Here is a 20,714-nt window from a genome sequence, read left to right as displayed (position 1 = left end):
CCCTAGCACCAGGGGCCGCACCGGGACTGGCCCCCTCATCGCCCTGCCTCTTCCTCCAGACATCCGCTGAGTGAGGAGCAGAAGGAAAAGAAATCGTGATGCTTTGCATTCTGATACCGATTTGTCCTGGGATGGGCGACAGCTTAGGGTGAGACGGCTACAATGGCGGCTAACTCTGTGCCTAGGATGCTATGCCTAGGAACTGCCTATGCTGGCCAGTGTTTTACTTCAGTTCACGCCGCTGCGGGTCAACCTAGCCTCCGAACGCCGGGATCTTAGGCGGGTAGTTGGCCACCAGTTGCGGGCCTATCGATCCGGGCTGTCGGTGTTGGCTGAGGTCGATGGGCGGGATCAAGCTCGCAGGCGAACCGTGCCGCTTAGCCCTGAAACGATTCCCCTGCGCTACCAGGTATGGCGGTTGCAGTATGGCCAATCTGCCGACCAAGTGCTGACCTCAGAGGAGACGATTACCGACTGGTTTCAGCGCGATGGGGTGGATGGTCGGGTGTTGATTTTGGGCGACCCCGGCATGGGCAAAACCCATACCCTCCTGGCCATGGGCGCACATCTACTGCGCCGCACGGAAGCCAGTGGCCCAGTGCCCGTGTTGGTGGATCTGTCGGGCTGGAATGGCGAAAATCTGGATCACTGGCTGGTGGGCTACCTGTGGGAGGTGTACCGCCTGTGCCGACCCACGGCGATGGTGTGGCTTCAGTCCGGCCAGTTGACCCTGCTGCTGGATGGCTTTGACCACCTGCCCATTCCCCGCCAGCGGACCTGTGCCAAGGAAATCAATACCCTACTGCGGTCTAACCCGGAGCAAACGGCGCTACTCTGCTGTCGGCGGCGGGTGGTGGAGACGAGTGGGATTGAATTCAGCGAATTTAACAGTGGTCTTTATATCCTGCCCCTGGCCGCCCAGCAGGTCAAAGACTACTTACTGGCCCAGGGTTGTGATGCCCTCTGGCCCCAGGTGAAGGCCAGCAAGGCGCTTCAGCAGTTAGGTCGATTTCCGCTATATCTCACCCTTTTGGCGGTGCTGGCCCCTGGAATCAGGGCCGAGGCCTCGGCCATTACGGGCAAAGACGCTCTGGTGCAGACTTACCTTAGCCATGGCCTCGACCGCGCCCCCGCCCCCGCCACCCCAGCGGAACGCGCCACCCTGCGCTGGCTAGCCGACCACCTGGGCACCCGTTCCCGTTCCCTCCGCCTCGATGCCCTGGGGCCAAGCTGGCTCCCGGAATCTCAGCGGTTGCTGTATCGGTTGCTGGTGGGGCTGGGGCTGTTGGGAATCTTTACGGTGATCGGCGGTAATCCGGGGGTGGGGCTGGCTTGGGGGTTGGCCTTTTCCCAACTCGATCTCGAAGCCTTTCCCTATACTCGCTTGAGTTTGGCCCTGGCCTCTTGGCGCAGTGTGGGCGGGTTAGCCTTGGTGTGTACGGTGCCTGCCCTGGGCCTGGGCCTGGGGGTGGGCAGCTTGGGGTCGTTAATTCTGGGGCGGTTTAACCTGGGGCTTCCGGCCTTTGGCTGGGGTGGATTGGTGGGGGCTGTGCTGGGCTGGAGCTTAGGGCTGGGGCTGGGCCTGTGGGGTGGGCTTCCCCAGGGGATTCAAATTCGGCAGCGGCCTAATCAGGATATTCAAATGGCCCTACGCAATGGGGCGATTCTCTTTGGGCTTTTGGCGCTGGTCTTTGCCCTGGTGTTGGTGATGCCCGCTGTGGTGAACGGGCAATCGCCGCTGACCCTGTTGACGGTGCCCCGGTTGCGGGTGGTCGCCGCCGCCTTGATCAGTGCCTACCTGTGGTTCTCCTTTGCCCTCCAGCAGGGGGTGGTACGCGGGCTGCTGACCCGATCTCCCTCACGATTGCCCTGGGCGATGGCAACCTGGATGCAGCGTTGGGCGCAGCGGCGGGTGCTGCGACCGTGGGGCGGCGACTATGGCTTTGCCCACGAGACCCTGCGGGAGACCCTGGCGAAGGATGGGCCGTCCTCTGACTAGGATGGGGAGCCTTGGCCCTTGGCCTGCTGGGCGGCGGCGGTGAGTTGTTGTTGCTGGTGGCGGGCCTGACGGAGAAAATCAATCATGCGCTGATCTTCGGCCTTGATGTGGTTAATCAGCCAGTCGGTGAGAAAGCGAGACACCCGTAGCGCTAGCCAGCGGTCGGGTACCTGGGCTTCTTGGGCCAAAAACGATTCGACCCGTTGGCGCAGTTGTTGATGTTTCTTCACATGGTCGGCGTAGTCGGGATAGTGAAGCTCGGCCATGAAATGTTCTTCGGTCTTGAAGTGGATGGTGGTGTAGCTTTCGAGGATTTTGAGGGTGCGTTCTAGCAGTTCCTCCCCTCGGCCCATCAAAATCGCGCTGTGTAGGGCATTCATGGCGTGGAAAAGGCTGCGGTGCTGGTCGTCAATTAGGGTGTAGCCCGTTTCGTATTCCGGTCGCCACTGGGCAATTTCTGCCAGGGCTGCGGGTACGATACTGGGTGTTTCTGGGGGGGGGATCTGGGGGGCTGGGCGACAGGCGGCAATCATGGCCTGATCCTCGTTTTGGATGTGGTGGATCAGCCAGGTGGTTAGAAAGTGCGACACCATAATGACGTGCTGTTGCATATCCGGGTAGGACTGCTGCTCGAAGGCGGCGAACTTGGCGCGTAGGGCATCGTGCTTGCGCTTGTGCTCCTCATACCCCGCATAGCCCTGATCCCGCATGTACTGTTCTTCGGTGTCAAAGTGGACGGTGGTATAGTCCCGCACACTGCGAATGGTTTGCTCCAGCATTTCAGTGCCCTGTCCCGCTGCCATGGCCGACTGAAGGGCGTTGATAATACTGAAAATGCTTTGGTGTTGGGCATCCACCAGGGGGTTTCCCGTTTCGTATTCAGATTTCCACTGGGCAATGGGGGTATTCATGGCGGCACTCAAGTAGAAACGACACCTTCCATTTAGTGATGCCCATCGGCCCATTATAACTATCGCCTATCTGGCATCTTGATAGGAAACGTTGCAATTCACTGGGGCGTTTTCACGTCCGACAGATGACCGTTGGGTTGGGTTGGGTGAGGAGACCTCACCCCTACTGGGTTGGATGCGGATCTAGAGCCCTTGTAGCTCCGCTAGCAAGGCTAAGCTACCCACGCCTAACGCTAGCCACAGCAGCACCGCCCAGCGGGTGAGGGCCATGCCTCGCCGAATCCGTTCTGGAGTGATGGGCTGCGCGGGGTCTCCCAGCATGGGTTTTGCCTTGGGTTGGCCACGATAGGTATTCATCCCGCCCAGTTGCACCCCTAGGGCGGCGGCGTAGGCGCACTCGCTCCATCCGGCATTGGGGCTGGGGTCGGCGGGGGCATCGCGGCGGCACAGGGCCAGCACTCGCCGGGGGCGTCCCGACAGCAGGGCAATGGTGAGTACCGTCAGGCGGCAGGGCACCCAGGTTAGCCGATCCTCCAGTTGGGCGCTAAACCAGCCCAGGTGGGTGTAGGGATCCTCCCGGTAGCCCACCATAGAATCTAGGGTGCTGGCGGCTTTGTAGGCTAGGGCGACGGGCACCGGGCCAAGGGGGGTAAGGCTACCGAGAAGGGCGTAAAACATCGGGGCCATCACCCCATCGGTGGCATTTTCGCTAATGGTTTCCATCACTGCCCGGAGGATTTCCGACTCGTCTAGGGTGTCGGTATCGCGCCCTACATAACGCCCCAGCCGTTGCCTAGCCGTTGCCAGATCGCCCACCTCCAGGGGATCCAGCACATCCTCTGCCGCCCGCCGCAAACTGCGCCCTGCAAAGCAACTGGCCAATAGCACCACCGTGACGAACAGCCCCAAGCCGGGATGGATCCGCTGCGCCAGGGTCACCACCGCCAACCCCACCCACCCACTGCCGCCAATCACCGCCAACCCCAGCCCCACACCCAGGATCTTTTCCCCCAGGGGCGCAAGCTTTAGGGCCAAAATCCCCCGTTTGCCCTGGGTAATCGCCCAGCCAATGCCCTGCACCGGATGGGGCCACCCCCAGGGATCGCCGAGGACGAAATCGATCCCCGCCGCTAGCAACAACCATCCGGCCCGTTCAAACCACAAAGCTGACATCATCTCCCTGGGCCGCCTGCCAACTGCGGGCATCAAAATACAAATCCTCCAGGGAAATACTATAGAGGGCTTCCTTCAGTTTTTGGGAGAGGCGATTCCACACCGCAAAGGTGACCCAATCTTCGGCTTGGTCGGCCTGGGGTTGGTGGCGAGGCAGGGGCGTCACCTGTTCCCCCACGGCTTCCAAAATCTGACCCAGGGAAATGTGGGCCGGAGCCTTGGCCAGCCGATAGCCCCCCTGGGAACCGCGCACCGACTCGACGATTCCGGCCCGCCGCAGGTCGATGAGCAACTTCTCTAGATAGGGGGGGGGCAAGCCCTGGCGCTGGGCAATCGTCTGCACGGAAACGGGCCGTCGAGAAGGCTGGAGGGCCAAATCTAGCAGTGCTTTAACACTATAGTGGCCACGGGTGGTTAACTTCATGGTCGCTGCCCCTAGCGTGTTCGCTGTCCCTAGGATTCATCCCCCTACTCTCCTTATCCTGCCATTATTTGTGCCCATCCTTGGGGCTAGGAAAGGCCCACAAAACGAAACAAATTCCAGTTAAAAAAGAATGTCAAAAAGAAGAATGTCAAAAAGGTTTTGCTGTAGTATGATTTGGCGTGCGTTCATTAGGGCCATGTAACGTCAATAAACGTCGCCCTGAGTAACAAAGCGTCTAAATTATCCCTTCACTGACGAGAACAAGGTTAATGGCTAAGGATACTCCAGTTAAACCGCTCACCGGGCAAGCCCTTGTTGAGAAAGTTAAAGAGCTGAATAGCTACAGCCCGGAGGAGAAGGCTAAGGCTTGCGGCTACTATAGCTTAACGAAATCGGGAGCCCCCCGCGTCAACATGATGAAGTTTATGAATGCCCTGCTTGAGGCCGAGGGAATCCAGTTTGATGGCCCCCAGAACGGCAATGGGCGAGGCGGACGCAGCGCGAGCTATCGCATTAGCGTTCAGGCTAACGGTAATCTACTGATTGGTGCGGCCTATACCAAACAAATGAACCTCAAACCGGGGGATGAATTTGACATTACCCTGGGCCGTAAGCACATCAAACTCAAGCAGGTGGGAGCGGAGGACGAGGAGTCCTAATCGGCAGGATTTCCGGTTGGCCAGTGATCAAGACCATTCCGACCCCTGGGCTATGCGGCCTAGGGGTGAGAATGGCAGGGAGGTTTACAAGGGCAAGGTATGACTTTTCCGATTGTTTTAGACATTGCGCTGGGGCTCGTTTTTATCTTCTTTGTGCTCAGCCTGTTGGCCAGCGAACTTCAGGAGATTATTGGCACCCTGTTGCAGTGGCGGGCCGAGCATTTAAAGCAGTCTATCGAAGTGCTGCTGTCTGGCAATGATTGGGAGAAAGATGCCGCCGCCCAAGCCCTCGCCGATGCCCTCTACGATAGCCCCTGGATTCGTAGTCTCAACCAGGAAGCCAAGGGCCGAATTGCCCGTACCTTTCGCACCTTGGTTCATCTAATCGGTCGGATTTATCGCACCCTCACCGGGGGGCGCAACGTGTTTGGTGCGGGTAAAACCAGTGGCCCTTCCTATATTCCCTCCGAAGCCTTTGCCAATGGGTTGCTAGAGCGAATGCAGTTGGGCCAGCTTTGGCAGGTCTTGGCGGATGAACGGCTGTCCACCTTTGCGGCAGACAAGGTTATTCTGCCCGTTAGCAATATTTTGAGCGACCTGAAGGCCAGTACCGGAAACGAGTTTTTACTCAATGCCGAACTGAAGCAATTTGAGCAAGCGGTTCAGGAGATTTTGGCGGATTTTCGCCGGGGGACGGTATCGCTGCCGGATAGCCTAGAACGCTTGGTGCGACGACTGGATGACTTTGCGCTCATGGCTCGGGATATTTTGCCCGACAGCCACCCCCTCACCGAAACCTTCATGCGGCGTTTGGAATACATCAAGCGTGGTTTGGCCAGCACTCCGGGCGAACGCACCGTTCTGTTGCACAAATTGCGGCCCAGCGTGGCGGCCTTGCTGGAGGTGTTTGACCCCCACAGTGCCACCTACCAAGAACTGCAACGCCTTGCGAAGGATAACAACCCCGCCGCCCAAACCCTCCTAGAGCGCCTAGGGCAGACCACCATTACCCCCGCCCTGCGGGCCAGTTTGGCCACCCTGGCCCGCAAAGCCGAACTCACCTCCGATAGCGCTCTCAACCAGGTGGAACAGTTTGGCCGCGAAATTGAAACCTGGTACAACCGAGGCATGGAGCGGGCCACCGGGGTCTACCGCCGCAACGCCAAGGCCGTCGCCCTGATGATCGGCATCGCCACCGCCATTTCCATCAATGCCGATTCTTTCCACATTGCCAGTCGCCTCGCCACCGATCCCATCCTCCGCAGTTCCGTTACCCAGGTGGCCGATCAGTTGGTGACCGAGTCCTCCGGTGATTTGAGCCAGGATCTCACCCAGGTGCGCACCGCCGTAGACCAGGCCCTGGCCGACATTCCCTTTCCCCTGGGCTACAACGAGGCGGTAATTCAGCAACAACTTGAGGCCGAGGCTACCTGGCCCATTCCCCTGGTGCAGCGGCGCTTTTTGGGCTGGCTAGTGAGTGGGTTTGCCATTTCCATGGGGTCAACCTTTTGGTTCAATGTGCTGAAAAAAGTGGTGAATATCCGCAATACTGGCGAAAAAGGAGCTTAATTCGTTGCAAGTGCCCCCCCATCCCCAGCCCACGGCGGCAGAGTATGCCTGTCGCCGCACCCTCAACCTCTACAAAACCCCCACCCTAGAGGGCTTGGTGACCCAGGCGGCGGCGGGTCGGCATCTACAGATTCAGGTTCCCTCCCCCACTGAGGCGTCTCCCTCTGCCCTCTTGGTGCGGCTCTGCGAAGATGGTTATCCCGGCTGGATTGGTCTGCGGCAAATCAGCGCCCTAGAGCCTACCACTGACCTGTATCACCCCACCGAGATGGATCGGTCGGCCATTGTGGAGCGTCTACCCCAGGTGATCGCCTTTGCCGAAGCCGCCATGGCCCAGTCCAATGTGTATCTGTGGGGGGGCACCGTGGGGCCAAATTTCGACTGCTCTGGGCTGATGCAAACGGCCTTTGCCTCGGCAGGCATTCGCCTGCCCCGAGACTCTTACCAGCAGGAAGCCTTTACCCAACCCATCGGCTGGGACGACCTAGAACCGGGCGATCTGGTCTTTTTTGGCACCCCCGAACGCACTACCCATGTGGGGCTCTACCTAGGGGAAGGCCGCTATCTGCATAGCTCTGGTCGAGACCAGGGCCGCAACGGCATCGGCATTGATTCCCTCACCGACCTCACCGATCCCGTGAGCCAGACCTACTATCAACAGCGGCGACGACCGGGCCGTGTCATGGTGAGCTACTGGCCTGACCATCCCACAGTGTCTTGAAATGTTGAGAAAACCCATGCTATTAAACAGGGGCAATGGCTAGAGGTTGCTCCTGAGGCTGTTGCTGGGATCGATGGTTTTAGGCCATTTCCCTACCCCCGAAACGCGATCAGATCTCCTGAAACGCGATCAGATTTGGGGGATCGTGGGCCAAAATAGCTGGGCCTCTTCAGATTTGATTTAGCTTTGAGTCTGGTTTTTTCGATTTTTTTGCCGCTACGCTTTTTTAGGGCAACCCTGTCGTTTCAGGTTATGGCCATGCCGTGACCTCCCCCGCAGGGTAATCCCCGGATATCTGATCTGTCCAGCCTCGATAGCCTCTCACGTAAGGATCTAACCCCCATGATGGTGACGAATGCCTTCGATTCGGCGGTTCAACTCTCTGACTCCCCGCGTTCCACGGTAGAGCGCTACACTCGCCTTTGCCGTGCCTATGTGCAACTGTCGGAACGGTTTCATCAACTTGATGTTGATCATATGACCCTTAAGGGGCAAGTGATCCCGCTGCTCAAGGCCCTCAAGGCCCAACAGGATCGGCTGCGGCAGTTGCAGATGGAGAAGGAATCCCTACAGCAGTCGCTCGATCAACAATCGGCTCAGCATCACCAGGAGATGCAAACCCTAACTCAAACCTACGAAGACCGTCTCGGCCATCTCACCCGCCACCTGGAGGAACTGCGCCCCCTGGAAGGGCTGCTGTCGTCGGATCTGTCCCACGAACTCGCGGAAGCTGAGAGCCAAATGGATCTGGTTGATGCCACCCTACAGGAAATGGGCGAGGATGATGAACCCGACCTAACCGCCGATGAAAAGGCGCTTTTGGCCGCCTATCGGGCCAACCCTAGCGCGTTTTTGGTGGTTCCCTAGGGGGTGGCATCCCGCATCCTTACCCCCCTGTGGTTTGGCTGGTGGGGCCGCAGGGGCAGGGTTTCTTCGCCCGCTGATACCGGGAGCAAGTCCGCCGGATGAAGTCTCATTTAGCGGTGGCGAGGACGAGGTTGCCTACAAGCCAGTTGACCAGACCGCCTCGGTAGGGAGCACAGAGGCGCTGAATGTGATCGCGGCTGGGCTGATGGTGGCGAAAGCTGAGGATGTTGCCGTAGACCCCGTTGGCGAAAAAGGGCGTTTCAGTCTCTAAATCAAGGGCTTGCAAATCAAATACCTTGGCTTCGCTGCCCGGAGCGTAATCCACCATAATGCTGGTTTGGTAGCCCAGCCGTTGCAGGAGTTTCAGGCTGTCGAGGGTGCCCGCTAAAAAGGGGGATGCCCAGCCCTGGGTGCCTTTCTCGTAGCTGCCGCCACCGCCGTATTCAAACATCACCAGGGCCGGAAGGCAATCCGGGGCCAGCGATGCAAGCTGCTGAATGACGACGGGTTCCCAGCCTTCGATATCCAGCTTGAGGACGGTGATAGCCTTGGTTTCGGTCTGGGTCAGCAGGGTGGCCAAATCCAGGGTTTCGACGACCTGGGTGTGCTCAGAGGATCCAAACCAGTCCGCCGAGAGAGAACTAAAATTACGGTTGCCGATGTTGGCAAACTGGCCCAGATGAAGGGTTTGCTGCCCCACCTGGTCAGATAGACAGAGTTCGAGCAGCGTGATCCCCTGCTGTTGGCAGCGGCGTTTGAGTTTTTCGGTCGGCAACGGCTCCACGGCCACGGTGGCAAAGCCCAACTGACGAAACAGGTCGCAATAAAAGGCAAAGGTGCCCACCCCCACATCAAAGCAAACGCCCTGGCGCTGGGGATCGATCTCCGGCAGCAGGTGATGGAGCAAGGCTTGGCAACAGGCTTCAACGCGCATCGTGTTTGGGGCGAAAGGACAATTGAGAAAGGTAACCCTCATCCCCCCGGACTTTCTCCCAAAGGGATATGGATCGAGCGGTGATGGGCATAGGCCGTAGCCTGGGGGGGAGAAGGCGGGCAGTTTTGTACCAGTGTAGAAAAAAATGACGCCTAGGTTCCTAGATCCCTGGATGCTCCAAGAATCCGAGGATCTTGTTACCCACAGCGCTCATCCTACGTCGCCTTCACCCGCTAGCCCACCCCTTACAATAGAATCTCCCATCCCAAGACTGAGTATTGCCGTGGCTGCCCCCTCTTCCCCCACCGAAACGCCTACCCTGCTGTTGGTCGATGGCCATTCCCTGGCCTTTCGTTCCTTCTATGCCTTTGCCAAAAATGCCGAGGGTGGCCTACGCACCTCCACCGGGGTGCCCACCAGCGTCTGCTACGGCTTTCTGAAATCTTTGCTGGACATGATGGAGGTGGAAAAGCCCCAGTATGCCGCCGTGGCTTTCGATTTGGCCCAGCCCACCTTTCGCCACGAGGCCGACACCGGGTACAAAGATGGTCGCCCTGAAACGCCGGAGGGCTTTATTGAGGATGTCAACAACCTGCAAGAACTGCTGCGAGACTTTGGCCTCAATATCTACACCGCACCGGGCTTTGAGGCCGACGACGTGATTGGCACCCTAGCTCACCAAGGCAAGGCGGCAGGTCTGCGGGTGAAGATCCTCAGCGGCGACCAGGATTTGTTTCAGCTTATCGACCCGGAGGAGCAGATTACCGTGCTGCACCTGGGCAACGCCTTTGCCAAGGGCGCGAAAAACGGGCTGGCCCAGGAATTCAAAGCCGACGAGGTGAAGGCCAAGCTCGACATTCTGCCCTCGCAAGTGGTGGACTATAAGGCGCTGTGTGGCGATTCGTCCGACAACATTCCTGGGGTAAAAGGAATTGGGGCCAAAACAGCGGCAAAACTGCTGGCGGAATTTGGCGATTTAGACACCATTTACGCCAATATCGACAACATCAAGGGCGCGACCCAGAAAAAGCTAATCGAGGGCAAGGATGCCGCTTACCACTCGCGGTTTATGGCCAAAATCGTCACCGATGTGGATTTGGGGGCCGATTTAGAAACCTGCAAACTCACAGGCTTCGACCCCGATGTGGTGATTCCGGCCTTGAAAAAGCTGGAGTTTCAGAATTTTATTAACCGCCTGGGCAAGTTGCAGGTGGCCTTTGGGGGAGAGGTTAGTCAGGGAACCGGGAACCGGGGACAGGGAACAGAGGGCGGGAGTCGGGAATTGGGAGTCGGGAGTCGGGAACCAGGGGATTCGCTAGGGGCAGATATTGCGTTTTTTTCGGCAGAGGAAACGGACGAGGCCCAGTCGGTGCAGGCGGTGGCAATTCGGCCCCAGATCATCACAACCGAAGCCCAACTTTACGAGTTGCTGGATATTCTTTCGGCCCAAAGAAATCCTGAAAACCCAGTTTCTTGGGACACGGAAACAACGTCATTGGAACCGAGGGATGCCCAGTTGGTGGGAATTGGCTGCTGTTGGGGCAGTGGTCGGGATCAGATGGCCTACATTCCCGTGGGGCATTCTGAGGGCGATCAGCTACCGTTAGAAACCGTCCTAGAAGCGCTGCGTCCCATTTTAGAAAGTGCCGAGTTTCCTAAGGCGCTGCAAAATGCCAAGTACGACCGTTTGGTGCTACGCCATCAGGGTATTAACCTGGCGGGAGTTACCTTTGACACGATGCTAGCCAGCTATGTGCTGAACCCAGAATCGAGCCATAACTTAACCGATCTCAGCCTGCGCTATCTCAACCTAGTGGCCCAGAGTTACGGAGATCTCGTTCCCAAGGGAAAAACTATCGCGGATATTGCTATCCCTGCCGTAGCGAATTACTGTGGGGCCGATGTTCACACGACCTATTTGCTGGTACCTAAACTGCGGTCAGAACTGGCAGAAAATCCTCAACTTTACGGCCTATTTTCAGGAATTGAACTGCCCCTAGAACCCGTCCTCGCGGAAATGGAAACCATTGGTGTGCGGGTGGATGCGGATTATCTAGCAAAATTCTCCAAAAAGCTGGAAATTGATCTGGCCGAGATTGAAAAGCAAGCCTACGAAGAAGCGGGGGAAACCTTCAACCTAGCTTCTCCTAAACAACTCAGCGAACTGTTTTTTGAAAAGTTAAGCCTAGACAAGAAAAAGTCCCGAAAGAACAAATCCGGTGGCTATTCCACCGATGCCGCGACGCTAGAAAAACTCCAGGGCGACCATGCTGTGGTGGATCTGGTGGTAGAACACCGCACGTTGTCGAAGCTCAAATCGACCTATGTCGATGCCCTACCGCTTCTGATTCGGCCCGATACCCATCGGGTGCATACAGACTTTAACCAGGCAGTGACGGCCACGGGGCGGCTATCATCGTCCAACCCCAACCTGCAAAATATTCCTATTCGCACGGCCTTTAGTCGGCAAATTCGGGCGGCGTTTATTCCTGCCGAGGGCTGGCAACTGGCGGCGGCGGATTATTCTCAAATTGAGTTGCGAATTCTCGCCCACCTCAGCGGTGAGCCTGTCCTCGTCGAAGCCTATAACAACAACGACGATGTTCACGCCCTCACCGCCAAACTGTTGCTAGAAAAAGACGATATTTCCTCCGAAGAACGTCGCCTCGGCAAAATCATCAATTTCGGCGTCATCTACGGCATGGGAGCCTCCCGCTTTGCCCGCGAGGCTGGGGTGGGCCGCACCGAGGCCAAAACCTTCATCGACCGCTATTACGAACGCTATCCCAAGGTGTTTGAATACCTCCAACAAATGCAGCGGGAAGCCATCGCCAAGGGCTATGTGCAAACCATTTTTGGGCGACGGCGTTATTTCAATTTCACCGATGGCAAACTGCGTTCCCTCCACGGCACCGACCCCGCCTCCATCGACCTCGATAAGCTCCGTACCAACGGCTACGAGGCCGGACTACTCCGTGCCGCCGCCAATGCCCCCATTCAGGGCAGCAGTGCCGACATCATCAAAATCGCCATGATTCGCCTGCACGAACTCCTGAAGGACTACCAGGCCAATTTGCTTTTGCAAGTCCACGACGAACTGGTGTTTGAAATCCCCCTCGACGAGTGGGACGACCTGCAACCCAAAATTACTGCTGCGATGGAGTCTGCCGTTTCTCTCAAGGTGCCCCTCAAAGTCGAAGCCCACGCGGGCCAAAACTGGATGGAGGCGAAGTAAACCATCTGGCCAAATTCTGGCCTCTGCTCATCCCACAAGGGTCAGTCTGTGGGGTAAGTTTATCCCTGGAATGGTTCTCTGCTTGGCCGAAACGGATTAGACCCCACGGATTAGACACAACACCATGCGCCCCACGTTTTCCCGTCCGATGTCTCCCCACGTTCAACGCTTTGTCACGGGTCTCAGCCTGGGGCTGATTTTGGCGATTTGTTTGGCCTGTTCCCAGCGGGTGCTGCTGTCGGCGGATCCGGCTACTCCTGGGGCTGGAGCCACGGCGGAGGTCAGCCCTAATATCGTCCGTGAGGGGGGATCGTCCATGGAAGAAGTCGCGGACAATGCGGCATCAGCGGATAGTCCGACGGAAGCCCCGGTACTGTCGGCGGAGGCCCAGGCCATCATCGCCAGCGCTGGGCCAGAGGGGCTGTATAACCCACCCCGCAAGGATGTGCGCCTAGTGGTAATCAGCGACCTCAACAGCGCCTATGGCTCCACCGACTACGACCCCGAAGTGGACAAGGCCATTGCCCTAGTGCCCTTTTGGCAGCCGGATGCGGTGGTGTGCAGCGGCGATATGGTGGCGGGGCAAAAGCAGTCCCTCACGGTGGATCAGGTCAATGCCATGTGGCAAGCCTTTGATGACCATGTGGCGGCACCGCTGCGGCAGCAGGGCATTCCCTACGGCTTCACCCTGGGCAACCACGATGCCTCCAGCGCTAGGGGCCAAAATAATCAGTTCATCTTTCAGCAGGAGCGGGATTTAGCCTCGGCCTACTGGAACGCCCCGGCCCACGATCCAGGGGTGAACTTCATCGACCGCACCGACTTTCCCTTCTTCTACACCTTCGAGCAAAACGGGGTGTTTTTTATGGCCTGGGATGGCTCCTCCAGCCAAATTCCCGCCGATAAATTGGCCTGGGTAGAGTCGGCCCTCTCCAGCGAGGCCGCTCAATCTGCCAAGGCCCGCATGGTGTTGAGCCACCTGCCCCTCTACGGGGTGGCCCAGCGGCGCGACCAACCGGGGGAAGTGCTAGCCAATGCCCCCCAACTTCAGGACATCCTCGAACGCCACAACGTTCACACCCTGATCAGCGGCCACCAGCACGCCTATTACCCCGCCCACCGGGGCAACCTACAACTGCTCCATGCCGGATTACTCGGCTCTGGCCCCCGTGCGTTGATTGATGGCAGCCTCGCCCCCTGGAAAGCGCTCACCGTCATCGACATCGACTTTGCCGACCCCAACCTCACCACCTACACCACCTACGACATCACCACCCTGCGCCGAGTAGACGACACCACCCTGCCCCGCTTTCTGGTCAGCCACAACGGTCTCATTCTGCGCCGCGATGTGCCATACAGCGACCTCACCCCAGCGGACAAAGCCGTTTGCCAACAACGCCTGAGTGCTGACCAATGCATTGCCCAACGCCCTACCCGCATCCACGCCACCTGGCCCTGGCGACCCACCTACGCCGCCTAGGCCCCTGGTGCAGAACCAGCAAAACCCTACCCCCTGGGGAAAAGTTAGGGAAATCTGGGGAAATCTATAAAAGCGCGACTATCCCGGACAGTTTTGCGCTATAGTAGCAAAGCGACGACGCGGGGTAGAGCAGTCTGGTAGCTCGTCGGGCTCATAACCCGAAGGTCCATGGTTCAAATCCATGCCCCGCCACCAAACCTGCAAAAAAGCCTTCAGAGAAATCTGAGGGCTTTTTTCATGACTGGGGGATAGGGGGGAAGTGTGGCGAACAACACTCAGGACGCTGACCATAACACTGATAACACGCCATCTGACTACCCACCGATGAATGGACGGCACCGAGGGCGGGCGCTAGTGCAGGTGCATTTGGCGGTGTTTTTGTTTGGCTTGGCGGGGCTGTTTGGCAAACTGCTGGATTGGCCTGCGACGGCCATTGTGCTGGGGCGCACAGGGTTGGCGGCGTTGACCTTGGGGATGTGGTTGGTTAGGCAACGGCAACGGCTGCGTCCGACAATGGGGCGAGAGGGTCTGGGGTTGGCGCTGTTGGGGATACTGCTGGCTTTCCACTGGGTAAGTTTTTTTCGCAGTATTCAGCTTTCCACCGTGGCCCTTGGGTTGTTGACGTTTTCTAGCTTTCCGGTGTTTGTGACGGTGCTGGAGCCGATCTTTCTGGGTACCCGCTGGCGCTGGCGGGATGGGGTGATAGCTCTGTTGGTGGTGCTGGGTGTGGCCTTGGTGGTACCGGACTATCGGCTGGGGGCTGCGGCCAGCCAAGGGGCGATCTGGGGACTGCTGTCGGGGTTTTCCTTTGCGCTGCTGCAATTGCTGAACAAGGGCTATCGACAGCGCTACGGGGCGTTGACTATCGCCTTTCAGCAGAATCTGTGGGCTTGCCTGAGTTTGGGCCTTTGGGCGGTGCTGCACCCGTTACCGAGCTTTGCGGTGGTGGCGCAGGACTGGGCTTGGCTGCTGGTGCTGGGGGTGCTGTGTACGGCCTTGGCCCACACGTTATTTATCGAGAGCCTAGCGGTATTGCGAACCCAGGTGGCCAGCGTGATTAGTGGCCTGGAACCCGTCTATGGCATTGTTTTGGCGGCGGTGCTGCTGGGGGAAATTCCTACCCTACGCACGATCCTGGGCGGCGGGCTGATTTTGGGAACCACCCTCGCCTCCAGTTGGCAAGGTAGCCAGGAAATTGACTAGGGCCGGGGCTATCTCGAAGTGAATTTGAGTTGTTAGGATAAGTAACAACAGCTATATACAGCTACCTATTACGACGCAACCCAGCATTAACCTATGGCCGCCACCATTCAAGTCAACAAAACCAAAGTAAAACAGCCGCCCCTGGACATTCACACCCTGGGGGATCGGGTGCTACGCCAGCCCGCTAAACGGGTGGCCAAGGTGGACGACGAGCTGCGCGTCCTGGTCAAAGAGATGCTGCAAACCATGTATAGTGCCGATGGCATTGGGTTGGCCGCGCCCCAGGTGGCGATTAACAAGCAGTTGATTGTGGTAGATGTGGATCCAGAAAATGCCGCTGCGCCGCCCCTGGTGCTGGTGAACCCCAAAATTCTCCGCGTCTCTAAGGAACTGGCCGTGGGGCAGGAAGGGTGCCTCAGCATTCCCGGCGTCTTTTTAGACGTGGTGCGCCCCGCCGCCATTGAGGTCTCCTTCAAAGACGAAAACGGACGGCCCCAGAAAATTCAGGCCGCTGATTTGCTGGCCCGCTGCATCCTCCACGAAATGGATCACCTCACGGGGGTGCTGTTTGTGGATCGGGTGGATAACAGCCTAGCCCTGAACCAAGAACTGAAGAAAAATGGGTTCTTCGCCAAGGATGTCCAGCCTGTGAAGTCCTAGGGCACCTGGGGCTCCGGGAATAGGGTGCGCCTAGAGCTTGGGGACGAACGACCAAGGCGAGGGATCCCCCTAAATCCCCCTTGAGAAGGGGGACTTTGAAGCGAACTCGAAGCCCTCGACAAAAGGGAACCCCTGAAGCAGCCTCAGATCCCCCCTTCACAAGGGGGGCAGGGGGGATCCCCATATCATTGTTTATCGACCGATTTATCTAAAGAGGAGTAGGGTTGTGACCCCAAAGAGTGGTTTGTATTTGGCGGGTTCCTGCATTGCGGGTATTGCAGCGGTGGGTTCTGTGTTTGAGCTTTCCTCCGGGAATCCCGATTGGGGCACGGTGCCGACGACGATCATCCTCGGCCTGTGTGTGCCGTTGGTGGGAGTGCTGTTCTATGCGGCGGTAAAGGACGCTAAGGCGAATCAACCCTAGCGGTCGTACCAGGTGATGCCATTCATGATGGTGTATGTCTCTAGAGGTTGTGCTTCTGGGATAGGTGTTTCTGGGATAGGTGTCTCTAAGATATGTGGCCACGGAACTCCAGGGCGTATAAAACCCGTCATTGGTGATACCCTCTAGCCAGCGACCTCACACAACGTCTATGGAACACATCACAGGAAACCGCCAATGGACTCGCCGCGCCGTGCTTACGGGGCTGATGGCCGGATCTGCGAGTCTCGTGCTGGCCAAACGCGCTAACGCCTATGACGTGGTGCTTTCCCCCACCAGTCCTCAACTGGGGGACACCATTTCGGTGACGGTGCAGGCCAGCCCTGGATCGGCACTGCCCGTCGTCACGGTGAACAACGGTACCCGCTATCCGGTGTTTCCGCTATCCGGGAATCGCTTTCGGGCGCTGATTCCCACCAGCCCGCTTAATGCCCCCGGCAACCTCACCATTCAGGTGGTGGGGGAGGGCGGCAGTCGCAACTTGGCCGTTGGCCTACGCAACCGCACCTTCCCTACCCAGCGCATCACCCTGCCCCCCGGCCAAAGTAGCCTTGGCACCGATCACGAATTTGCGCGGGTCGCTGCCTTTAAAGAACTGGTGACGCCGGAACGGTTTTGGAGTGGGGCCATGGTGCGACCCAACCCAGGCCGAGTCAGCACGATCTATGGCGTGCGCCGCTACTACAATGGCGTGTTTGCCCAAGACTACTACCACCGGGGGGTAGACTACGCTGCCCCCACCGGATCGCCCGTGGTGGCTCCGGCAGCGGGGCTCATTGGCTTGGTGGGTCGCGTATCCGACGGCTTTGAACTCCACGGCAACACCGTCGGCATCGATCATGGCCAGGGCGTCCTCAGCATTATGATTCACCTCAGCCGCATTGATGTGAATGAGGGGGATTTTGTACAGGCAGGCCAAGTTATTGGGGCTGTCGGTTCCACCGGAGCCTCCACCGGGCCACACTTGCACTGGGGGCTGTATGTCCACGGCGTTGCGGTAGACCCCGTGCCCTGGCGCGAACGGGGATTTGAGTAAGGGGGGCGATGTCTGCCGATGGGTACGTGTTGGCCTGATCCTCAATCTGAATTGGAAATCCCGATTCTCCGCCCGACAAACGGTAGCGGTGATACTAAATCCGGCTTGTTTGCCCCCGGTACCAGCGGGCGAGGAGACCTTGCCCCTACGGTTTACTGGGCTAGGAATCGGGATTATCCAACTCGGATTTGGGAGGACTCAAAGAACTACAGCGGGGGCCGTGGCTCGTCTACACCGAGGAAGAACCAGTAGACTTGGCTAGGAGATCTGTCATCCTAGGCTAACGATGGGCAATGGTTTTGCCCTGAGACGGATTTGCTAGATAACGCTGCCCATCAACGGTGTAGATAAGGGAGAGGTACCCATGGAGATTGTTGCCATTATCGCCAGTGCCCTCATGGCCCTTGTGACCCCGGCGGGGGTGGTGCTCGATACCCTCGCCGCCGATGCCCTGCGGCGTCAGGTGGCGGGGGTGGATGATCTCTCGGTGCGCATTGACAATGTGCCCAACTACCAGGTCATCCACGGACGCATTGACCAGGTTCGCCTAGCCGCCAGGGGCATTTATCCGCGCCAACTGCCCGACCTTCGCATTGCTGCTATTGACCTCGAAACCGACCCCGTAGCGGTGGATGTGGGAGCTTTGCAACGGGGGCAACTCAAGCTCAATACCCCGGCCCAAGCAGCCCTGCGCTTGCGACTTCAGGCCACCGATATCAACGCTTTCTTGGCCTCGCCCCAGGTGCAAACCTGGCTAGATACCCTTCAGTTCAGTCTGCCAGGAGAGGTGGGAGCGCGGGAACAGCAACGCTACGGCCTCGCCAACCCCACCCTAGAGTTCCTAGACGGCGACCGCTTCCGGCTGATGGTGGATTTGGAGGATCGTGTCCTGGCCGATACCATTCCCATCGTCTTAGAAACGGGAGTGGCGGTGGTTAACGGCCATCGGCTTGAACTGATCCAGCCTCGGTTAGAAATTGAAGGGGAATTAGCCCCACCGGGACTGGTCACGACCTTCGCCGAGGGAGCCAGCCAGGAATTTTCCCTACGGCGGCTCGAAGCCTGGGGGCTGACCTCGCGCATTTTGGCCTTCAATGTCCGAGACAACGAACTGGATATCGCCCTCTTTGCCCGCCTCGACCCCAATTCCCCCTTTTTACAGCCGCAGACCTCACCAGAACAGACCCCGTAGATCGCAACGATAGACAGCGGTGAAGCTGTCCCATCTATGCCATCATTGCGGCGAATTTGATCTAGCCTGACAGTGTGATCTCGTTTGGGAGGCCCCCATGGACTATAAAGATAAGTTGCGTCGTATTCCCCTGGGTCTGGCGGCGGGGCTGGCAACCTTAGTGCTGGCGTCTGGGGGGTCGGTGGCCTGGTTGACGTGGCGCACCCTCAATCCGGTGCCTCCCGTGGCCGAGTTCCCGCCCCTAGAGGTTACCCCTGGCCAGACCGATCAAACCCTGCCACCGCAAACGGAACCCGCCACCGATCCTACGGTGCCTGACGTATCCCAGGGCGACCCGACGGCCCCCGTTCCCGCCGATGAAAAAACGGGGCAAATCTTTTGGCTGAAGGATCAAGATGGGCAACTCCAACTGGTGCCCACAGCCATTACTGTGGCGGGCGATGCCTCCCCCGATGCCCAGGTCAAAGCCGCCTTTGATGCCCTGCTCACCAGTCCGGGCGACGCCGACCCAGACGCCTTCACCACCATTCCCGAACAAACCCAACTGCTGGCCGCCACAGTGGAGGACGACGGCATCCACGTCGATCTTTCTGCCGACTTTACCAGCGGCGGGGGCAGCGCCGCCATGACCGGACGCCTTGGCCAAGTGATCTACACCGCCACCGCCTTCGACCCCAACGCTCCAGTGTGGATTTCGGTGGATGGCCAACCCCTCACTCTCCTGGGTGGCGAAGGACTAGAGGTGAGCCAACCCATGACCCGCGCCGACTTTAACCAAGGCTTTGGCTTCTAGTTCCGCATTCGGTTCTGTTTTGGCAGAGATCCCGTCCGCCCTCTCCCTGCAAGGGTGTTTGGCCCAAGCCCTGGCTCCTGTGGTGGCTAGGGCTACTTTGGGCTGTAGGCATCACGGGTGGCCCCACGCAACCAATCTTGGCGATTCATTACCCCAGCTTCGCTTTAGTCGAGATCGGCAGGATATTGCCTACCTCTATCGCCCCAGCACCGCCCACCCCAGCACCAACCATCCCAATACGAAGTCAGGAGCGATCCCAGATGCCCTTACCACCACCCTAGTGGCCCAGTGGGTGGATCTCTCCCAGGCTACCCTCCCCAAAAAACTAGGGGCCGGGTCTCCCGACCCGATCACACTGGGGAGAGGCAACCCAGATTTCCCCAACCCAGATTCCCTCAACCCAGTGCCTCTGTGGGCCGACTGGAAAATTTATCTGAGTGCCCACACCACCGCCCAGGCACTCCCCAGCGGGCAAATTGTGTTGCGCCCCACCGCCCTCGCTCTAGGAGCATGGCTTTGGGCCTTTACCCACACCTGCCCACCGCCGCCCAACCCCACGGACTCAGCCCCGATTCCCTTTCCCCAAAAGCAAGCTCCCCTCGCGGAAGTCCTACACCTGTCTCCCCTGGCGCTGCTGCAATATACCCACATGCGCTGTCACCAGTTGGCCCAGCGTTCCCCTCTGTGGCCCCTACCCCTGTCCCCCAATTTTCCCACCCCCCCCGTAGACCTAGCCAACGGGCTCACGGCCCTGGCCCCCAGTTCTCCCTCTGGTTTGCAACTGTTACGCGCCATAATCGCCCTGGTGGATCACCTGGCCCTGGATGATCTGGTTCAGCCGTCCCTAACGACCGAAAACCCTTTGCCACCCCAGATCCTCAACCAGGGATTTATCAAGGGATATCACCTCTGTGAAGCGGCTGACCTATGGCTGCGGGACATCGTGGGCCAGTCTGGGGAGCCTGCGACGGTGTTGCTATTGCAAGGAGTTTCCCAAGGATTGGCCCACCTGCTCCAGGGCTGGCTCCAGGCCACAGCCCCCACCCAGCTTTAGGTTCGCGGTTATGGCCATGGACGGTGGCCATCTATTGATTACCCTATTCCCTTAAGTTGAGCTAAGGCTATAAGAAATCCTAGTCATAAATTGCTGCTATGAGGATGACATCTCTAAAAACCTTAACTATAATAATGAGCGTGTGAGGAGCGAACCAGAGGAGATGCCGAGACGAAACACGGCCAGTCGTCGGCATCTCTTTTGTTTTAAATATTCCTTGTTTTAAATATTTTCTTCCTTGTTTTAAATATTTTCCCCGCCATCCCCCTGATGGCCTGATCCTAAATCCGGCCTGCTTACCCCCGGTATCAGCGGGCGAGGAGACCTCGCCCTTGTTGTTGGGCGGTGGGAGGCTGGGGGGC

General features: G+C 58.4%; 18 protein-coding genes and 1 tRNA gene. 15 read left to right on the top strand and 4 right to left on the bottom strand.

The genetic code is table 11. The features are described from left to right. Positions 1–208: 208 nt before the first annotated feature. Positions 209–1,999 carry a hypothetical protein gene (locus H6G62_RS04935; RefSeq protein ID WP_190493004.1) on the top strand — a complete coding sequence of 597 codons (1,791 nt, stop codon included), beginning with the start codon at positions 209–211 and terminating at the stop codon, positions 1,997–1,999. Here H6G62_RS04935 and H6G62_RS04930 read toward each other — a convergent pair. The 3 genes from H6G62_RS04930 to H6G62_RS04920 form a co-directional block, all read right to left on the bottom strand. Beyond that, the gene (locus H6G62_RS04930) at positions 1,996–2,910 is read right to left on the bottom strand and encodes a bacteriohemerythrin (protein ID WP_190493003.1); all 915 of its coding nucleotides are present in this window, start codon (positions 2,908–2,910) and stop codon (positions 1,996–1,998) included. The two genes, H6G62_RS04935 and H6G62_RS04930, sit on opposite strands and share 4 nt — an antisense overlap. Before the next feature lie 183 nt (positions 2,911–3,093). Then, positions 3,094–4,086 (bottom strand): adenosylcobinamide-phosphate synthase CbiB, encoded by a 993-nt coding sequence (gene cbiB / locus H6G62_RS04925; RefSeq protein ID WP_242051833.1) that lies wholly within the window; start codon positions 4,084–4,086, stop codon positions 3,094–3,096. Continuing rightward, positions 4,064–4,507 (bottom strand): Rrf2 family transcriptional regulator, encoded by a 444-nt coding sequence (locus H6G62_RS04920; protein WP_190493002.1) that lies wholly within the window; start codon positions 4,505–4,507, stop codon positions 4,064–4,066. The genes cbiB and H6G62_RS04920 overlap by 23 nt, the downstream gene beginning before the upstream one ends. Before the next feature lie 269 nt (positions 4,508–4,776). Here H6G62_RS04920 and H6G62_RS04915 point away from each other — a divergent pair, with 269 nt between their 5' ends. The 4 genes from H6G62_RS04915 (at position 4,777) to H6G62_RS04900 (ending at position 8,323) form a co-directional block, all read left to right on the top strand. After that, positions 4,777–5,166 carry an AbrB family transcriptional regulator gene (locus H6G62_RS04915; RefSeq protein ID WP_190493001.1) on the top strand — a complete coding sequence of 130 codons (390 nt, stop codon included), beginning with the start codon at positions 4,777–4,779 and terminating at the stop codon, positions 5,164–5,166. Between the two features lie 99 nt (positions 5,167–5,265). Then, positions 5,266–6,735 carry a hypothetical protein gene (locus H6G62_RS04910; protein ID WP_190493000.1) on the top strand — a complete coding sequence of 490 codons (1,470 nt, stop codon included), beginning with the start codon at positions 5,266–5,268 and terminating at the stop codon, positions 6,733–6,735. Between the two features lie 10 nt (positions 6,736–6,745). Continuing rightward, complete coding sequence (locus tag H6G62_RS04905; protein WP_190493047.1) at positions 6,746–7,456, top strand: NlpC/P60 family protein; 711 nt, start codon at positions 6,746–6,748, stop codon at positions 7,454–7,456. Between the two features lie 342 nt (positions 7,457–7,798). Beyond that, on the top strand, positions 7,799–8,323 hold the full coding sequence (locus H6G62_RS04900) for a hypothetical protein (protein ID WP_190492999.1): 525 nt from the start codon (positions 7,799–7,801) through the stop codon (positions 8,321–8,323). 106 nt (positions 8,324–8,429) lie between these two features. On the opposite strand, the gene H6G62_RS04895 is transcribed toward H6G62_RS04900, so the two are convergent. Next, positions 8,430–9,257 (bottom strand): FkbM family methyltransferase, encoded by an 828-nt coding sequence (locus H6G62_RS04895; RefSeq protein ID WP_190492998.1) that lies wholly within the window; start codon positions 9,255–9,257, stop codon positions 8,430–8,432. 283 nt (positions 9,258–9,540) lie between these two features. Here H6G62_RS04895 and polA point away from each other — a divergent pair, with 283 nt between their 5' ends. From polA to H6G62_RS04845, 10 genes are all read left to right on the top strand, one after another. Next, positions 9,541–12,492 (top strand): DNA polymerase I, encoded by a 2,952-nt coding sequence (polA, locus tag H6G62_RS04890; RefSeq protein WP_347239297.1) that lies wholly within the window; start codon positions 9,541–9,543, stop codon positions 12,490–12,492. Positions 12,493–12,616: 124 nt separating this feature from the next. Then, a complete protein-coding gene (locus H6G62_RS04885; protein WP_242051832.1) occupies positions 12,617–13,972 on the top strand; it encodes a metallophosphoesterase in 1,356 nt (451 codons plus the stop codon). 118 nt (positions 13,973–14,090) lie between these two features. Continuing rightward, a tRNA-Met gene (locus H6G62_RS04880) sits at positions 14,091–14,167 on the top strand. A 129-nt stretch (positions 14,168–14,296) separates the two neighbouring features. Then, positions 14,297–15,175, top strand: a complete 879-nt coding sequence (locus tag H6G62_RS04875) for a DMT family transporter (protein WP_190492996.1) — start codon at positions 14,297–14,299, stop codon at positions 15,173–15,175. A 93-nt stretch (positions 15,176–15,268) separates the two neighbouring features. After that, complete coding sequence (def, locus tag H6G62_RS04870) at positions 15,269–15,835, top strand: peptide deformylase (RefSeq protein ID WP_190492995.1); 567 nt, start codon at positions 15,269–15,271, stop codon at positions 15,833–15,835. A 226-nt stretch (positions 15,836–16,061) separates the two neighbouring features. After that, on the top strand, positions 16,062–16,259 hold the full coding sequence (locus H6G62_RS04865; protein ID WP_190492994.1) for a hypothetical protein: 198 nt from the start codon (positions 16,062–16,064) through the stop codon (positions 16,257–16,259). A gap of 226 nt (positions 16,260–16,485) precedes the next feature. Next, the gene (locus H6G62_RS04860) at positions 16,486–17,313 is read left to right on the top strand and encodes a M23 family metallopeptidase (RefSeq protein WP_242051834.1); all 828 of its coding nucleotides are present in this window, start codon (positions 16,486–16,488) and stop codon (positions 17,311–17,313) included. 364 nt (positions 17,314–17,677) lie between these two features. After that, positions 17,678–18,505 carry a DUF2993 domain-containing protein gene (locus tag H6G62_RS04855; RefSeq protein ID WP_190492992.1) on the top strand — a complete coding sequence of 276 codons (828 nt, stop codon included), beginning with the start codon at positions 17,678–17,680 and terminating at the stop codon, positions 18,503–18,505. Positions 18,506–18,602: 97 nt separating this feature from the next. Beyond that, positions 18,603–19,298, top strand: a complete 696-nt coding sequence (locus H6G62_RS04850) for a GerMN domain-containing protein (protein ID WP_190492991.1) — start codon at positions 18,603–18,605, stop codon at positions 19,296–19,298. A gap of 19 nt (positions 19,299–19,317) precedes the next feature. Beyond that, positions 19,318–20,352, top strand: coding sequence for a hypothetical protein (locus H6G62_RS04845; protein ID WP_190492990.1), 1,035 nt, complete (start codon positions 19,318–19,320; stop codon positions 20,350–20,352). Positions 20,353–20,714 lie beyond the last annotated feature (362 nt).

The sequence above is a fragment of the Phormidium sp. FACHB-1136 genome (assembly GCF_014697375.1).
Taxonomy (GTDB): Bacteria; Cyanobacteriota; Cyanobacteriia; order Phormidesmidales; family Phormidesmidaceae; genus Nodosilinea.
The sequence above is the reverse complement of the archived record's forward strand: the minus strand, read 5'-3'. Positions and strand labels throughout refer to the sequence as shown.

Excerpts from the sequence above, each read along its gene's own strand:
- H6G62_RS04935 (WP_190493004.1), top strand. The coding sequence starts at position 209 with ATGCTGGCCAGTGTTTTACTTCAGTTCACGCCGCTGCGGGTCAACCTA.
- H6G62_RS04930 (WP_190493003.1), bottom strand. The coding sequence starts at position 2,910 with ATGAATACCCCCATTGCCCAGTGGAAATCTGAATACGAAACGGGAAAC.
- cbiB (WP_242051833.1), bottom strand. The coding sequence starts at position 4,086 with ATGATGTCAGCTTTGTGGTTTGAACGGGCCGGATGGTTGTTGCTAGCG.
- H6G62_RS04920 (WP_190493002.1), bottom strand. The coding sequence starts at position 4,507 with ATGAAGTTAACCACCCGTGGCCACTATAGTGTTAAAGCACTGCTAGAT.
- H6G62_RS04915 (WP_190493001.1), top strand. The coding sequence starts at position 4,777 with ATGGCTAAGGATACTCCAGTTAAACCGCTCACCGGGCAAGCCCTTGTT.
- H6G62_RS04910 (WP_190493000.1), top strand. The coding sequence starts at position 5,266 with ATGACTTTTCCGATTGTTTTAGACATTGCGCTGGGGCTCGTTTTTATC.
- H6G62_RS04900 (WP_190492999.1), top strand. The coding sequence starts at position 7,799 with ATGATGGTGACGAATGCCTTCGATTCGGCGGTTCAACTCTCTGACTCC.
- H6G62_RS04895 (WP_190492998.1), bottom strand. The coding sequence starts at position 9,257 with ATGCGCGTTGAAGCCTGTTGCCAAGCCTTGCTCCATCACCTGCTGCCG.
- H6G62_RS04885 (WP_242051832.1), top strand. The coding sequence starts at position 12,617 with ATGCGCCCCACGTTTTCCCGTCCGATGTCTCCCCACGTTCAACGCTTT.
- H6G62_RS04875 (WP_190492996.1), top strand. The coding sequence starts at position 14,297 with ATGAATGGACGGCACCGAGGGCGGGCGCTAGTGCAGGTGCATTTGGCG.
- def (WP_190492995.1), top strand. The coding sequence starts at position 15,269 with ATGGCCGCCACCATTCAAGTCAACAAAACCAAAGTAAAACAGCCGCCC.
- H6G62_RS04860 (WP_242051834.1), top strand. The coding sequence starts at position 16,486 with ATGGCCGGATCTGCGAGTCTCGTGCTGGCCAAACGCGCTAACGCCTAT.
- H6G62_RS04855 (WP_190492992.1), top strand. The coding sequence starts at position 17,678 with ATGGAGATTGTTGCCATTATCGCCAGTGCCCTCATGGCCCTTGTGACC.
- H6G62_RS04850 (WP_190492991.1), top strand. The coding sequence starts at position 18,603 with ATGGACTATAAAGATAAGTTGCGTCGTATTCCCCTGGGTCTGGCGGCG.